We start from the raw sequence: 15,516 nt of genomic DNA, 5'->3' as shown, positions 1-15,516 counted from the left end.
GGCGTCCCGCCCTTGCTTTTTCATGCGGCGGCCGGCGGATCCTCAGAGGGGCTCTCCGCCGTCGGCTTGCGCGGCCTCAACATGCGAGGCTGGGCCGCTTCGGTTGGCGATGGTGCCTCGTCGGCCTGCGTCTCGGGCGCCGCGGCCCTGGTTTCCGCTTCGGCCTCGGGCTCTGCCGTGACGACCAGGTTCTGGCAGAGGCCCAGCATCGCCCGCGCGATCTCGGCCTCGCCCATGATCGTCAGCGTCGCGCCGCATTTGGTGAGATGGGCTACCTCCGCATCGGAATGGGCGCGGGCGACGATCGGCAGCGTCGGATTCTCGGCCCGCGCCTGCTCGCAGACCTGGCCGGCCTCGAAGCTGCCGGGTATGGCGACGAAGAGACGGATGGCGCGGTCCACCCCGGCGGCGGAGAGCACCTCCGGGTCGGCCGCATTGCCGACGAGCAGCTCGGCGCCGTCACGCTTGGCCGTTGCGACCGCGTCCGGATTGTCTTCGATCACGAGCAGCTTCGAGCCCTGTGCGAGCAGGCCCGCGCCGAGCAGGCTGCCGACGCGCCCGTAACCGACCACGACGATGTGACTCGACAGGCTGGTCGGGGTGACGTCGCGCTCCGGTTCTGCGGTCGGTTCGGGCTCGGCAGGGACTTCAGCCGCCATAGGTGCGGCCGCAGGGGATTCCGGCTTCGGCTTCGATGCGGAGGCGTCGGTCGGCTTGAGGCGCTCGGCCAGCGCGAACATCAACGGGTTGAGCAGGATCGACAGGATCGCGCCGGCGAGGATGAGGTCACGCCCCTGCGCCGGCAGGATGCCGAGACTCGTGCCGAGGCCGGCGAGGATGAAGGAGAATTCGCCGATCTGGGCGAGCGAGGCGGAGATCGTCAGCGCCACCGCGTTCGAGCGGCCGAAGGCGCGCACGATCAGCCAGGCCGCGACCGATTTGCCGATCAGGATGATGGCAAGCGTGCCGAGCAACGCCCAGGGCGCCCGCAGCAGGATGCCGGGGTCGAACAGCATGCCGACCGAGACGAAGAACAGCACCGCGAAAGCGTCGCGTAGCGGCAGCGTCTCTTCGGCGGCGCGCTGGGAGAGCGGCGATTCGGAGAGGATCATGCCGGCGAAGAAGGCACCGAGCGCGAAGGAGACGCCGAACAGCGTCGCCGAAAGGAAGGCGACGCCTAGCGCGACCGCCAGCACCGCGAGCCGGAACAGCTCGCGCGAGCCGGTATGGGCGACCCAGTGCAGCACCCAGGGAATGACCCGGCGCCCGACGATCAGCATGAAGGCGATGAAGGCGGCGACCTTGGCGACGGTGACGCCGAGCACGCCCCAGAGGCCGAGATCGAACTGCGTCGAGAGCGGAGACGGCGTGCCGGGCTGCCCGCCGCTGATCGCGTTGGCCACGGCCGGAAGCACGACCAGAGCCAGCACCATTGCCAGATCCTCGACGATCAGCCAGCCGACGGCGATCTTGCCCTTTTCCGTCTGGACCAGCCGGCGCTCCTGCAGGGCCCGCAGCAGCACCACGGTGCTGGCGACAGAGAGCGCGAGGCCGAAGACGATGCCGGCGATCCAGTTCCAACCGAGCAGCAAGGCAAGGCCGAGGCCGAGCAGCGTCGCGACGGCGATCTGGACGATGGCGCCGGGAACAGCGATCATTTTGACCGACAGCAATTCCTTCAGCGAGAAATGCAGGCCGACGCCGAACATCAGCAGGATCACGCCGATTTCGGCCAGTTCATTGGCGAGGTTTTGATCGCCGACGAAGCCCGGGGTGAAGGGGCCGGCGGCGACGCCGGCCAGCAGATATCCCACCAGTGGGGATATGCGCAGTTTCTGGGCAATGGCCCCGAAGACGAAAGCAAGGCCGAGGCCCGCGACAACGATGGCGATCAGCGGGCCGTGATGCATGGGTCTCCCGAATCCGAAACGTCAAGAAATCGAAAATGTTGGAACGCTTTGGAGCATGGGGACTGCAGCCGCCGATTTCAACCGAAAGACGTACGTCTTTCGGGCTGGCGATGCCGAATTTTCCGTCGCTTAGCCGGGGCGCGCCGGCGGTGGAAACGCGAGCCCGGCCGCCGAGCTGACGGCAACGCCCACGCCGGTGACCGATATGTCCTACGCCTTGGGCTTCTCGAGCAGGATCTGGCCTTGCTTCTCGACCCCGATCTTCAGCTTCTCGGCAAAGACGGCAAGCATCCAGGGCAGCGTCACCTCGACGCGGATAAGACGCTCCTCGACCTCGACGCGGCCATGAACGGTGTGACCGAGCGCGCCCACGCCGAAATGCAGGCTGTCGTCCTCCCAGCGCTCCTCGACGAGCTGCATCCTGACCATTCCGAGCCTGTCGCGGATGCGGTCGATCCCGCTGCGCAGGCGATTGAGCGCGGTCTCGCGGCCAAGATCATGCGAGATGGTTATGGAGACGGGTTTGCCCATGGCGCCTCATCGAACAGCAGGAACGAAAGCCAGTTGCAGCCGAACATGGCGACGGCGCCGGAGATTTTCCAGCGCCGCCCAAAGCCCGCCGAAGGACGGGCGTGATCATCGAAGGTCGTCTTGTAACATGAGCGCGCGTGGGCCCAGCGGTCCGCCGGGAGCTTAGCTGCGTTGGCTCAGGCGCTGCTGGCCGCTTTGCGTGACGCGCCAGGCGGCCCCATCCGACTCGACGAGCCCGCGATCGCGCAAGGCGAGCAGCATCGTATCGTCGAAGATGAAATGCTGGGTCTTTTCTTCAATGCTTTCCAGCGCGATCCATTCCGGATCCGAAAGAACCCAGGGATGTGCGATCTGGAGGTGCTGAACGTGCATATAGCGTCTCCTTCTCGTTGATGGCCCCTGTTGGCTGGGAGATCGCATCCAAACATGACCGGGTTATGGCCGAACAGCGAAGAATCGTGACCCATACCCGTTCGCGCCGGCCGCCTTTTTAGCGAGCGGTGGGAACCCAGTCGCATCATCCGTCGTTCCCTGGTCATGTCCCTTTCAGGAACGGAGAAACCGTCATGGCGATGGCCAACAAATTTCCGCCGGATGTGCCGGACAATGCCGAAGAAGCTCAGGAACAGGTCGAGTCCACAGTGAGGGCGCTCCGCGGCAAGGCGGCGGATATGGCCGACAAGGCGAGTGAGACCGTGAAGGACCACTATGAGCGGGCAAAGGACGCCTGGGACGAGGCCGATCCGATCGAAACCGTCCGCGAAGGCGGGCAGGCGGTGGCGCGGACGGTGGAACGGCATCCGCTCGCGACGCTCGGTCTCGGTGCCGCGAGCATCGGGCTGATCGCCTGGGCGACGCTGCGCCCCCGACCTGAATCGCGCTGGGAGCGCTATCAACCCGACTATGGCCGGGTGCGTGGCTGGCTCAACGATTACGGCTCCGATGCCGCGGAAGCCGGAAGCCGCGCCCTGAAGGCCGGCAGCAACTGGCTGAGCGCTCGCCGCGACGCCGCTGACGACTATGCGGATCGCGCCAACGACTACGCATCACGAGCGCGTGAATATGCCGACATGGGCGGGCGCATGCTGGTCAAACGGGCCGAGCGCGAGCCGATGGCGGCCCTGGTCGGGCTCGGGCTCGCTGTCTATGTGATCGGTTCGCTCCTGGCCTCGGCCTCGACCAGGGAGGAGCCGGCGCCCGCTCCGGCCCGCAGGCGCTCAGCCAAGCGCTGAGACGAAATCGCGGGTTCGACGCATCAGAAAAAGCCCTGCGGCGCGAGGCGTCGCAGGGCTCTCGAATTGCTGGCGCGGCGCCTCCGAGTGGCGCCGCTCAAATATTACCACCAATAGCGGCGCGGGCCGTAATAGCCATAGCCACGATAGTAGCCACGGTCGGCGCTGGCGGCGATCGCGCCACCGACGACGCCTGCGGCCACGCCCGCCGCTACCGCGCTGCTGGCCTCGTTCGAAGCGCGACGGTTCTCGACATAGTTCGCCGAGCGGCACTGCTGGTAAGCGCGGGTGCCGGGACGGAAGCCCTGGGCCTCACAGGTGACTTCAGCGTCAGCCATGGACTCCTGCGCGGTCTGGCAACCGGCGAGAAGCGCGGCCATCGCGCCGACGATCAGAATGCTACGCATATTTTATCCCTTTTCAGCCTCCCATTGGCCTGCGGGGACTTAAAAGCAGCCATCGTTGCAGGTCAAGAATGTCTCAGGTCTTGCGTTAAAGTTCGCACAGCCGAAATCATTCAATAGCCGCAGAATTCCACTCGGATTGAGTAAGGGCCGATCTGGTGAAGGCACGCGGAGCGTCCTGCACAGATCGGGCTTGCATTTGCGCGACAGCAGCGGAACATGGCGGCCGAACCGATCAGGACAGCCTGGACCATGTCGATACCGCGCCTCATCCTTCTTCTGCCGGCTTTGTTTCTTGGAGCCTGCGCCTATCACACTTCGCGCAGCAGCGCGGTCGTGGTCACGGATGCGGAGAAGGTCGTGGAGGGCTGCACCAAGCTCGGCGTGATCGACGGCAAGTCCGAGCTGCATTCGGTGCTGCTCACCGATACCGCGCGCGATACGATCGTGACGCGCCTCAAGATCAGGGCGGCGGAGATGGGCGGGAGCCATGTCGTCTCCAGCGCCGCCGACATCAAGTGGAAGGGCCCGGACACATCGGGCACGGTCTACAAGTGCGAGCGGTGAGCCGCTAGCCGGCTCATTCCGGGTTGAGCCCCGCTCGCACGGGGCCAACAATCAGCTCTTCAGCAGCCACTCATGCTCGGCCGCGTTGTGGAATTTCCAGGTCCGTTTCGGGCCGGCCATGACGTTGAGATAATAGAGATCGTAGCCGTGGCAGGTGGCGCAGGGGTGATAGCCCTTCGGGACCAGCACGACATCGCCGTCCTCGATCGCCATGGCCTCGTCCAGGCTGCGGTCATCCGTATAGACGCGCTGGAAGCCGAAGCCCTGCGGCGGGTTGAGGCGGTGGTAATAGGTCTCTTCGAGGTAGGATTCCTGCGGCAGCTCGTCGCGATCGTGCTTGTGCGGCGGGTAGCTCGAGGTGTTGCCGGCGGGGGTGATGACCTCGACGACGAGCAGCGAATCCGCCGGCTCGCCTTCCGGCAGGATGTTGGTGACGTGGCGGGTGTTGGAACCCTTGCCACGGATCTCCTGGCCGAGATCCTCTGGTGCGATGACGCGCACCGGCAGGCCGCCATGCAGGCCAGGCGCCGTGCAGATCGCCAGCTCAAGATCGGTGGTGGCGGTGACCGACCAGTCCGAGCCCTGCGGGACGTAGACCGACCAAGGCTTGCCCTCGAAGGGGCTCATGCGCTGGCCGAGTTCGCCCAGCGTCTGGCCGCCGGCCGTGGCCTTGCCCTTGCCGGTCACGAAGACGAGGCAGGCCTCGCGATCGCCGGTCGGGGCGGAGACGGTCTCGCCCGGCTTCAGGCGATGCAGGTCGAAGCCGACATAGGTCCAGCCGGCATTTTCCGGCGTGACATGGGTGACGCGGCCGTGGGCGCCGTGCGGGCGAACCTTAAGACGGGACATGGGGGCTCTCCAGCGCATTCTCGGTGGGCTCGTCATGCTCGGGTTCGACCCGAGCATCTCCGGCAAGAGATTCTCGGGTCTGCGCTTCGCTTCGCCCGAGAATGACGCTGTGTTCAGACCAGACCCGCTTCCTTGATGAAGCGCGTCAGATTGGCATGGCCGAGCTTGGCGTAGCGGGCGGGCTCTGCCTTCTTCGGATCCTGCTCGGCCTCGACCACGATCCAGCCGGAGTAGTCCCAGAGCTCTCTCAGCACGCGGACATAGTCGATCAGACCGTCCCCCGGCACGGTGTAGACGCCGGCGAGCACGGATTCGAGGAAGGACCAGTCCTCGCGATTGGAGCGCCACATCACCTCCTCGCGGATATCCTTGCAGTGGACGTGGTGGATGCGCGCCTTCCAGTGGCGGGCGATGCGGGCGGGATCGCCGCCGCCCCAGGTGGCGTGGCCGGTATCGAGCAGGAGGCCGACAGCCGCGCCGGTGACGCCCATGAACCGGTCGATCTCGGCCTCGGTCTGCACCACCGTGCCCATGTGATGATGATAGACAAGCTGCAGGCCGTACTCCGCCTTCACCGCCTCGGCGAAGTTGGTATAGCGCGCGCCGAAATCGTCCCAGCGCGCCTTGGGCAGGACGGGGCGGGCCGAGAGCGGCTTGGCGATGTCGGAGTGGATCGCATTCGAGGTCTCGGCGGCGATCAGCACCGAGCAGCCCATGTCGCGCAGCAGCGTCGCGTGAGCCTTCACCGCTGCCATCTCGGCGGCGACGTCGCGGACGAGCAACTCGGTCGAGTACCAGCCGGAGACGAGCGCGTGACCGTGCGCGTCGAGGATCGGCTTCAGCCTGGCGGCTTCGCGCGGGAACTTGTTGCCGAGTTCCATGCCGGTGAAGCCGGCTTCGCGAGCCTCCTTCAGGCAGGTTTCGAGCGGGATGTCGCCGCCGATCTCGAGCATGTCGTCGTTCGACCAGCCGATGGGGTTCGCGCCGATGCGGATCATGTGTCGGGTCTTTCTCGCCTATGGGAACGGCTTCAGTTGCCGATGTGCTGGCGCTTGCGCTGCGTATCGTAGTTCGCCCGCGCCGTGCGGACTTCCATGCGGTCGCTGACCTCCGGCACGGCGACGTCCCACCAAGCGCCGCCGGAACCGGTCGAGATCAGCGGGTCGGTGTCGATGACGACGACGGTGGTGCGGGTGTTGGCCTTCGCCTGCGCCAGCGCGGTTTCAAGCTCGGCAATCGAGGCTGCCTTGGTCGCGATCGCCCCCATGCTGGCGGCGTGGGCGACGAAGTCGATCTCCGGCAGCGTCTCGTGCCTGCTGTCCTTGAGCAGATTGTTGAAGCTCTGCCCGCCGGTCGCGTTCTGCAGGCGGTTGATGCAGCCGAAACCGCGATTGTCGAGCAACACGATCGTGAGCTTGAGGCCCAGCATCACCGAGGTCGCGATCTCGGAATTGAGCATGAGATAGGAGCCGTCGCCGACCATGACGACGACTTCCTTGTCCGGCCTCGCCATCTTGGCGCCGAGCCCGCCGGCGATCTCGTAGCCCATGCAGGAAAAGCCGTATTCGGCATGGTAGGAGCCGGGCGTGCCGGCCTGCCAGAGCTTGTGCAACTCGCCCGGCAGACCGCCCGCGGCATGGAGCAGGACGACATCCGAGCCCAGCGCGCGCTGGACCGCGCCGATGACCTGCGCGTCCGAGGGCAGGGCGGAATTGGTGGCGGCAGTTGCCTTGTCCGCTTCCTTCAGCCAGTCGGCCTTGCCGGCCTTGGCATCGGCCGTCCAGCTTTCCGGTGCCTTCCAGCCACCGATGGCCTCGGACAGTTCGGCCAGGCCTTCGCGGGCATCGGCGACCAGGGGGAGGGCTCGATGCTTGCCGGCGTCGAAGGATTGGACGTTGAGGCCGATGACCGTCTTCTGCGCGGCGCCGAACAGCGCCCAGGAGCCGGTGGTGAAGTCCTGCAGCCGCGTTCCGACGGCCAGGACGAGATCCGCCTCGGCGGCGAGGCGGTTGGCGGCAGCCGTGCCGGTGACGCCAACGGCGGCCATGTTGAGCGCGTTGTCGTCGGGCAGGGCGGATTTGCCGCCTTGCGTCTCGCAGACCGGGATGCCGGTCGCTGCCGAGAAGCGGGCGAGTTCGTCGCAGGCACCCGAGTAGAGCACGCCGCCGCCGGCGACGATCAGGGGCTTCTTTGCGGCCTTCAGCGCTTCGGCTGCGGCCTTCAGCTCGTTGCGGTCGGAGCGAGGCCGACGCGGTGTCCAGAGGCGCTCAGTGAAGAAGCTCTCGGGGTAGTCGTAGGCTTCCGCCTGCACGTCCTGGCAGAGGGCGAGGGTCACAGGTCCGCATTCGGCCGGGTCGGTCAGCACCTGCATGGCGCGGGCCAGCGCCGGAATGATCTGCTCGGGCCGGGTGATGCGGTCGAAATAGCGCGAGACGGGCCGGAAGCAGTCATTGGCCGAGACCGTGCCGTCGCCGAAATCCTCGACCTGCTGCAGGACCGGATCGGGAATGCGGTTGGCGAAGACATCGCCCGGCAGCAGCAGCACCGGCAGGCGGTTGACATGGGCGAGCGCGGCGGCGGTGACGAGATTGGTCGCGCCGGGGCCGATCGAGGTGGTCGCAGCCATGAAGCGGCGGCGCATGTTCGCTTTGGCGTAGGCGATGGCCGCATGTGCCATCGCCTGCTCGTTATGGGCGCGGAAGGTCGGCAGGCGCTCGCGCTCGTGCCAGAGCGCTTCGCCGAGGCCCGCGACGTTGCCATGGCCGAAGATCGCCCAGACGCCACCGAAGATCGGCAGGCGCTGCCCGTCGATTTCGGTCATCTGCGCCGCGAGGTAGCGCGTCAGCGCCTGCGCCATGGTGAGGCGGACGGTGGCAGTCATGGTCGTCGATCTCCGAGCGGGAGTCTTCTTAGCATCGGCTTGGTCCGAAAACCGGTTCCCACTTTTCGGGCCGATGCACTAGGCCGCCTTGCGGCCGCGCGTGGCAAGCCAGAGGCCGGTCAGTGCCTCGAAACGCTTGGCCATATCGGCAATGGCCGCTTCGTCGTCGAGCTTGCCGGCGAGCCAGCCTTCCGCCGCGGCCATGAAGATGGTGCGGCCCACGGCGAAGCCCTTGACGATAGGCGTGCCGGCCGTGGCGGCGAATCCGGCCTCCAGCTCTTCGGCCGGGGCGTCGAGGCCGAGCAGGAGCACGCCGCGGCACCAGGGGTCGTGCTTCGCGATGGTCTTCTCGATTGCCGCCCAGGCGGCCGGGGAGGATTGCGGCTCGAGCTTCCACCAGTCCGGCTTGATGCCGAGCGCGTAGATCTCCTCCAGCGCGCGGGCGATGGTGTCGGGCCCGAGCGGGCCGTTCTTGCTCGCGATGATCTCGATCAGCAATTCGCGGCCGACCTTGCGCGCCGCTTCGAACAGGCCGCGCAGCTTCTCCTGCTGGGCCTGCTTCAGCTCTTCGGAATCGTCCGGATGATAGAAGCAGAGAGCCTTGATGCAGTGATCGACCGGCCATTCCGGCAGGAGCGAGCCGATGTCCTGGCTCGTCTCGAAGCGCAGTGGCCGCGAACCCGGCAACTCGACGGGACGGCCGAGCCAGGCGAAGGGATGGCGGGCGAACTCGAACATCGCCTCGCGCCCATGCTTCTCGTCGAGCAGCATGCCGTAGCCGGGCCGGCCATCGGCGACGCGAGCGGCTGCCTTGACCGCGAGCACCTTGAAGTCGCGGATGCGGGCCGGATCGGCGCCGAACTTCGCCGCAAGCTCTTCCAGCTGGATGCGGTGGTCGCAGGCGAGCGCCATCAGCGAAGGAATGTCGCTCTGGCGTGTCGTTGCCCAGTGGATGTGGTTGATGGCCTCGTCCTTGCGCAGGGCGCGGTGCGGGCTGCCGTTCTTGAGGAAATATTGCAGTTCCTCGAAGGTCGGGCTCTCCGGCGAGCAGAGCAGGCGGGAAACGGCGAAGGCGCCGCAGGCATTGGCCCAGGTCGCGGCTGTCTGCAGGCTTTCGCCGCCGAGCCAGCCGCGCAGGAAGCCAGACATGAAGGCGTCGCCGGCGCCCAAGACGTTGTAGACCTCGATCGGGAAGCCCTTGCCGACGATGCCGTCCTCCAGATCGTCCGGGATCGCTCCCTCATAGACGATGCAGCCCATCGGGCCGCGCTTGAGCACGATGGTGGCGGGGGTGAGGGAGCGGATTGTCCTCAGCGCCTGCAAGAGCTCGCTCTCGCCCGAGGCGATCAGGACCTCTTCCTCGGTGCCGATGATCAGGTCGCAGCCGGGCAGCACGGTCTTCATCCGCTCGGAGACGGTTTGCGAGGCGATGTAGCGGTTGTCGCCGGCGTCGTGGCCGGCGAGGCCCCAGAGGTTCGGCCGGTAGTCGATGTCGAGCACGACCTTGCCGCCGTTCTCGCGCATCAGCTTCATCGCCTTGCGCTGGGCGGCCTCAGGCTTGGGCCGGGCGAAATGCGTGCCGGTGACGACGACGGCGCGGGCCTTCGCGATGAAGGCGGGATCGATATCGCCTTCCTCCAGCGCCATGTCGGCGCAGTTCTCGCGGTAGAACAGCAACGGGAAGGATTTGTCGCTCTCCACCGAGAGGATGGCGAGCGCGGTGAGGCGTTCGGAATCAGTCTTGAGGCCGTCGAGGTTGACGCCTTCGCGGGCGAGCTGCTCGCGCAGGAAGCGGCCGAAGTGCTCGTTGCCGACGCGGGTGAGGAGCGCCGAGCGCAGTCCGAGCCGTGCCGTGCCGATCGCGATGTTTGCCGGGCAGCCGCCCACCGATTTGGCAAAGCTGGTGACGTCTTCCAGGCGCGAGCCGATCTGCTGGCCGTAGAGATCGACCGAGGCGCGGCCGATGGTGATGACGTCGAGCGCCTGCGCCGATCCGCCGAGCGGTCCCGTCATATGCTCCTCCAGCCCTTGTCGCTTCTGGTGACATGCGGGCGGCCTGACAGGCCCCGCCTTGGCGACATGAAATAATAATTCCATTATTCCGTCAATGCGGAATGTCTATTCCTGCTCGCGCGACCGGCGGCGGCGGCCGCGTCCGGCCCGGCGGGCGTCGCCGATGCCGACGGCGAGCGCCATGGCCAGGGCCATGGTGGAGGACAGCGTGCGGAAGCCGCCGAAATCGGCCTCGGCCACCTCGAACCAGGTCTGGGCGAAGCTGGCGAGCGGCGAGAAGGCGCTGTCGGTGATGGCGATGAGTGGCACGCCGCGCTCGGCGAGGCCGCGCGCGTCCTCGACGGTGGCCGATGCGTAGGGCGAGAAGCTGACGACCAGCACGGCGTCCCGCGGGGTGGCGAAGGCGATCATCTCGGGGTCGAGCCCGGCCGCCGATTCGACGAGCTGATAGCGGACGCCGAGCTTGCCGAGCGCATAGGCGACGTAGCTCGCCACCGGGTAGGAGCGGCGGCGGGCGAGGATGTAGATGGTTTCGGCGCCGGCCAGCAGCTCGATGGCGCGGTCGAGCGTGCCCTCGTCGATGCTGCGGCTCATCACGTCGAGCGATTTGCGCGAGGCGGTGAGGAAGCCGTCGAGAATGCGATGGGCGCCGGCCGGGCCTTCGCCGGCCCGCAAGGTGTTGAGGCGTTCCTCATAGCTCGAATTGCGCTCGCGCAGCCGCTCGCGGAAGACCACCTGCAGACTGGTGAAGCCGTCGAAGCCGAGATGCTGGGCGAAGCGGATCAAGGTCGAGGGTTGGACGCCAGCGGAGACCGCGATGCTCGCCGCGGTGCCGAAGGCGATCTCGTCGGGATTGTCGAGCGCATAGGCCGCAATCTGGGCGATGCGCTTCGGAAGGCTCTCGCGCTGGGCGAGAATCAATGTGCGCAGGCCGTCGAAATCACGCGGCAGTTCCGCAACGGCGGTTTCGCTCATTCTCGATGTCCGTTGCCGTCCCTGTTGCAACAGTTCTGGCAGCGAAGCGTAAATGGAGCAAGCGTTCCAGTAGGGGAATGAACAATCGATATCAGCCCGGCAGGCCGGCGGTACAGCTCTGGCCGCCATCTACCGGCAGGCAGACGCCGGTGATGAACTTCGCTTCGTCAGAGGCGAGGAAGACGGCGGCGTGGGCGATGTCCCAGGCGGTGCCCATCCTGCCCATCGGCACCTGCGCGTTACGGGCGGCGACCATCTCCTCGACGGAAGCATATTGCGAGGAGATCTGCTTGTAGATCAGCGGCGTGTCGATCAGGCCCGGCATGATGCAGTTCGCGCGGATGTTCTGCTTCGCATACTGCATCGCGAGCGCGACCGTCGCCTGGTTCACCGCCGCCTTCGTCGCGTAGTAGGCGAAATAGGGATAGCCGGTCCAGCGAATGGCCGCGAGCGAGGAGATGTTGACGATGGCGCCGCCGCCGCCCTTCAGCATTTCGGGAATCGCGGCCTTGGCGCAGCGATAGACCGAGCCGAGATTGAGCTGGAGCGAGGCCTGGAACTGCTCCTCGGAAAGCTCGACCGGCCCGCCCATATGGGTGACGCCGACATTGTTGTGCAGGATGTCGATGCGGCCAAAATGCCGCGCGGTTTCCGCGACGCAGGCTTCGACCGAGCCGAGATTCGTCACATCGGCGGCGAGCGCCAGCGCTCTGCCGCCCTCGCCGGTGATGATGGCGGCGGTCTCCTCGGCGGCGGCCAGGTTCAGGTCGATGCAGGCGACCCCGGCGCCCTCGCGGGCATAGGCGACGGCTGCCGCCTTGCCGTTGCCCCAGCCGGGGCCGGAGGAGCCGGCGCCGAAGACGATGGCGATCTTGTCCTTCAGCCGGTCGGCCATGGGAGTTCTTTCCGTTGTGCAGGGTACGGCGCGCCGATGGAGCGCCGTCATGCTCGGGCTCGACCCGAGCATCTCGAAAACCAGAGCTGGCTGGTCATGAGATTCTCGGGTCGAAGCTTTGCTTCGCCCGAGAATGACGGTTGCGGACGGATCAGCTCAGCGAGCTGCCGACGGCCTTCTCCAGGATGCCCCAGGCCTCGTCGCCGTACTTCTTCTTCCACTCGGCGTAGAATCCGGCTTTGCGCAGCGCCTCGCGGAAGGCGTCGGCCTTGGTCTCGTTGGCGACCATGCCCTTCGAGACGAGCTCGCCCTGCAAGCCGGCATTGAGCTTGGCGACGTCTTCGCGCTCCAGCAACGCAGCGGCGTTGATGTTCTTGGCGACGATGGCGCGCAGGTCTTCCGGAAGCTTCTCCCAGGCGCGGCGATTGGCCAGGAACCAGAAGCCGTCCCACATATGGTTGGTCAGCGAGAGGTACTTCTGCACCTCGAAGAGCTTGGCGGTCGCGATGATCGCGAGCGGGTTCTCCTGGCCATCGACGATCTTGGTCTGCAGGGCAGTATAGACCTCGGCGAAGTTGATGCTGGCGGGAGCCGACTGGAAGGCGGTGAACATCGAGGTCCAGAGCGGGGAGACCGGCACGCGGATCTTGAAGCCCTTGAGGTCTTCTGGCGTGTTGACCGGGCCCTTGGACGAGGTGATCTGGCGGAAGCCGTTGTCCCAGATCTTGTCCATGACGACGAGGTTGGCCTTGCCGATCTGGCCGCGGACATAGGCGCCGAGCTCGCCGTCCATCGCCTTCCAGACCGCGTCGTAATTCGGGAAGGCGAAGCCGATGCCGGAAAGCGAGGCATTGGCGACCAGCGTCGAGAGGATCAGCGGCGAGAGCGTGAAGAACTCGACGCCGCCCGAGCGGACCTGGCTCAGCATGTCCGTATCGGAGCCGAGCTGGTTGTTCGGGAAGATCTGGATGTGGACGCGGCCGTTCGTCTCCTGCTTGATCTTCGCCACGGCCTCGTTGGCGCGCGTGTTCATCGGGTGCGCGACGGGCAGGTTGTTGGCGTATTTATAGGTGAATTCGGCGCTCTGCGCATTGGCGCGGCCGATATGGAAGGTGCCGATGGCGGACGCTGCGGCTGTGGCCTGGAGCAGGGTGCGGCGTGAGATGGTCATGGGCGTTTTCTCCTTGAGAGCGTCTGTTGTCTTGAGGTTTCTTATGGTTGGCAGTGAGCTTCACAGCACCCAGGTCGAGAGGCCGGGCACGAGGGCGATGACGACGAGGCCGACGAGCAGGGCGATGAGATAGGGCCAGATCGCGCCCATCGCCTCGTCGGGCGAGACGTTGCCGATCTTGCAGGCGATGTAGAAGCCGATGCCGATCGGCGGCGCCATCAGGCCGATATTCATCGCGGTGACCACGACCATCGCATAGTGCACGTCGTTGATGCCGAGGCTCTTGGCGATCGGGAACATCAAGGGCGCCAGCAGCACGATCGCCGGCAGGCCCTCCAGCACGCAGCCGAGGATCATGAAGACGACGATCGACACCGCCATGAAGCTGAGCCAGCCGCCGGGCAGATGCGCCATGAAGCTGGCGAGGTCGCGGGCGAAGCCGGTTTGGGTCAGGGCCCATGCCATGGCGAGCGCGGTGCCGAGGATCATCAGGATCGCGCCGGAGAGAGCCGCCGTCTCGACGAGCATCGAATAGAACTTGCGCGGGCTGATGCCGCCATAGAGCACGATGCCGATGACGAGTGCGTAGAGCACCGCGATGGTCGAGACCTCGGTCGCGGTGGCGACGCCGCCGCCGACCGCGGCGCGGATGATGAAGGGCAGGACCAGGGCCGGCGCGGCGACGAGCGCGACCTTGCCGATCACCGCGAGCGGGGCGCGGCGAACGCCCTTCATGTCCTCTGCCGCCGCTTTCCAGCGGGCGAGGCCGGCGAGCGCGACGAGCAGCACACCGGCGATGACGAAGCCGGCATTGAACAGGCCGGCGATCGAGACGCCGGCGACCGAGCCGAGCACGATCAGCACGATCGAGGGCGGCACGGTGTCGGCCATGGCTGCACCGGTCGAGAGCAGCGCGATCAGGTCCTTGGGCTTGTAGCCGCGCCGCTTCATCTCCGGGAACAGCGCCGGTGCGACAGTCGCCATGTCCGAGACCTTGGAACCCGAGATCCCCGAGACGAGATAGAGAGAGCCGAGCAGCACATAGGACATGCCGGCGCGGACATGGCCGAGCAGCGAGGCCAGGAAGTCGACGATCGCCTTGCCCATGCCGGTGGCGTCGAGGATGCAGCCGAGCAGCACGAAGATCGGCACTGAGAGCAGGATGAGGCTCGACATGCCCTCGTCCATGCGCCCGATCATCACGAGCATCGGGACATTGGTCGAGAAGGCGAGGAAGGCGAGCGTGCCCAGCCCGAAGCAGAAGGCGATCGGCACGCCCGCGACGAGGCAGGCTGCGACGACGCCGATCAGGAAGATCAGGATGTTGTAGTAGCCGAGGCCCTTAAGCGTCGGTCCGAGCAGCCAGAAGGCCAGGCCGAAGCCGCCTATGACGAAGGCTGCGATGGCGATGTCGGTGAGCCGGGCGGTCTTGAAGAGGTAGCGGAGCGTGAGCAGCCCCATCAGCACGATGCCGACGGCGATGGCCGAGACGCGCCAGCTCACGGGGATGTTGAGCGCGGCCGAGGTGACGTAGCTCTCCTCCACCGCATATTCGATGGCAGGGTCGACCATCGCGGCGAGGAAGGCAGCAACCGCAGTGAGCGCCAGTGTCTCAGCGAATTCGCGCAGCCGCTGCGGCATCATGCCGACGAACAGCGTCAGGCGCAGATGCTCGTTGCGGTCGACGGCGATAGCAGCGCCGAGCATGGCGAGCCAGATGAAGGCGATCGAGGCGACCTCGTCGACCCAGACGAAGGGCAGCGCGAAGACATAGCGCGAGACGACGCCGAGCAGCAGCACGCCGATGATGAAGGCGACCAGCACGGCAGCAATGGCCTCGACCGGGCGCATGATGGCGGAGCCCGGACGCGCATCCGCGTTCTCGCTCAGGTTCTCGGGGATCGTCAGCGTATCGGCGACATCGCTCATGCGACGGCCTCAGATGCCGGTCGCAAGGCGCAATCCGCCCGCATAATGGGATGCCCAGAGGGCCATCGTTCCGTTCCTCCCTTCGCGCCGATCTTGTGATGTCGCCGGCGTCGATCGTGGTCCACACTGTGAATAGCCAGGCAGCGGGACGGCGGGCAG

At 66.4% G+C, this 15,516-nt stretch carries 14 protein-coding genes; 2 read left to right on the top strand and 12 right to left on the bottom strand.

The features are described from left to right. Window positions 1-20: 20 nt before the first annotated feature. From AB4Z16_RS05525 to AB4Z16_RS05515, 3 genes are all read right to left on the bottom strand, one after another. Window positions 21-1,910, bottom strand: a complete 1,890-nt coding sequence (locus AB4Z16_RS05525; protein ID WP_441510340.1) for a cation:proton antiporter domain-containing protein — start codon at window positions 1,908-1,910, stop codon at window positions 21-23. Between the two features lie 210 nt (window positions 1,911-2,120). Then, window positions 2,121-2,441 (bottom strand): polyhydroxyalkanoic acid system family protein, encoded by a 321-nt coding sequence (locus AB4Z16_RS05520; protein WP_441510339.1) that lies wholly within the window; start codon window positions 2,439-2,441, stop codon window positions 2,121-2,123. A gap of 162 nt (window positions 2,442-2,603) precedes the next feature. Then, complete coding sequence (locus tag AB4Z16_RS05515; RefSeq protein ID WP_441510338.1) at window positions 2,604-2,813, bottom strand: hypothetical protein; 210 nt, start codon at window positions 2,811-2,813, stop codon at window positions 2,604-2,606. A gap of 194 nt (window positions 2,814-3,007) precedes the next feature. On the opposite strand from AB4Z16_RS05515, the gene AB4Z16_RS05510 reads away from it, so the two are divergent. Beyond that, window positions 3,008-3,673 (top strand): hypothetical protein, encoded by a 666-nt coding sequence (locus AB4Z16_RS05510; protein WP_441510337.1) that lies wholly within the window; start codon window positions 3,008-3,010, stop codon window positions 3,671-3,673. Between the two features lie 104 nt (window positions 3,674-3,777). Here AB4Z16_RS05510 and AB4Z16_RS05505 read toward each other — a convergent pair whose 3' ends face one another. Beyond that, window positions 3,778-4,080 (bottom strand): hypothetical protein, encoded by a 303-nt coding sequence (locus tag AB4Z16_RS05505; protein ID WP_441510336.1) that lies wholly within the window; start codon window positions 4,078-4,080, stop codon window positions 3,778-3,780. Window positions 4,081-4,296: 216 nt separating this feature from the next. Here AB4Z16_RS05505 and AB4Z16_RS05500 point away from each other — a divergent pair, with 216 nt between their 5' ends. After that, the gene (locus AB4Z16_RS05500) at window positions 4,297-4,644 is read left to right on the top strand and encodes a hypothetical protein (protein WP_441510335.1); all 348 of its coding nucleotides are present in this window, start codon (window positions 4,297-4,299) and stop codon (window positions 4,642-4,644) included. Between the two features lie 51 nt (window positions 4,645-4,695). Here AB4Z16_RS05500 and iolB read toward each other — a convergent pair whose 3' ends face one another. From iolB to AB4Z16_RS05460, 8 genes are all read right to left on the bottom strand, one after another. Further along, complete coding sequence (iolB, locus tag AB4Z16_RS05495; protein ID WP_441510334.1) at window positions 4,696-5,493, bottom strand: 5-deoxy-glucuronate isomerase; 798 nt, start codon at window positions 5,491-5,493, stop codon at window positions 4,696-4,698. Window positions 5,494-5,606: 113 nt separating this feature from the next. Beyond that, on the bottom strand, window positions 5,607-6,491 hold the full coding sequence (gene iolE, locus AB4Z16_RS05490; protein ID WP_441510333.1) for a myo-inosose-2 dehydratase: 885 nt from the start codon (window positions 6,489-6,491) through the stop codon (window positions 5,607-5,609). Between the two features lie 32 nt (window positions 6,492-6,523). After that, window positions 6,524-8,374, bottom strand: coding sequence for a 3D-(3,5/4)-trihydroxycyclohexane-1,2-dione acylhydrolase (decyclizing) (iolD, locus tag AB4Z16_RS05485; protein WP_441510332.1), 1,851 nt, complete (start codon window positions 8,372-8,374; stop codon window positions 6,524-6,526). A 78-nt stretch (window positions 8,375-8,452) separates the two neighbouring features. Then, window positions 8,453-10,387 carry a bifunctional 5-dehydro-2-deoxygluconokinase/5-dehydro-2-deoxyphosphogluconate aldolase gene (locus AB4Z16_RS05480; RefSeq protein ID WP_441510331.1) on the bottom strand — a complete coding sequence of 645 codons (1,935 nt, stop codon included), beginning with the start codon at window positions 10,385-10,387 and terminating at the stop codon, window positions 8,453-8,455. Window positions 10,388-10,492: 105 nt separating this feature from the next. Then, window positions 10,493-11,362, bottom strand: a complete 870-nt coding sequence (locus tag AB4Z16_RS05475; protein WP_441510330.1) for a MurR/RpiR family transcriptional regulator — start codon at window positions 11,360-11,362, stop codon at window positions 10,493-10,495. A 91-nt stretch (window positions 11,363-11,453) separates the two neighbouring features. Then, on the bottom strand, window positions 11,454-12,257 hold the full coding sequence (locus AB4Z16_RS05470) for an SDR family NAD(P)-dependent oxidoreductase (protein WP_441510329.1): 804 nt from the start codon (window positions 12,255-12,257) through the stop codon (window positions 11,454-11,456). A gap of 151 nt (window positions 12,258-12,408) precedes the next feature. Then, the gene (locus tag AB4Z16_RS05465; protein WP_441510328.1) at window positions 12,409-13,428 is read right to left on the bottom strand and encodes a TRAP transporter substrate-binding protein; all 1,020 of its coding nucleotides are present in this window, start codon (window positions 13,426-13,428) and stop codon (window positions 12,409-12,411) included. A gap of 60 nt (window positions 13,429-13,488) precedes the next feature. After that, window positions 13,489-15,357, bottom strand: a complete 1,869-nt coding sequence (locus tag AB4Z16_RS05460; protein WP_441510327.1) for a TRAP transporter large permease — start codon at window positions 15,355-15,357, stop codon at window positions 13,489-13,491. Window positions 15,358-15,516 lie beyond the last annotated feature (159 nt).

It is taken from the genome of Allobosea sp. TAF32, from assembly GCF_052113585.1.
Taxonomy (GTDB): Bacteria; Pseudomonadota; Alphaproteobacteria; order Rhizobiales; family Beijerinckiaceae; genus Allobosea.
This window is presented reverse-complemented; position numbering and strand designations above follow the sequence as displayed.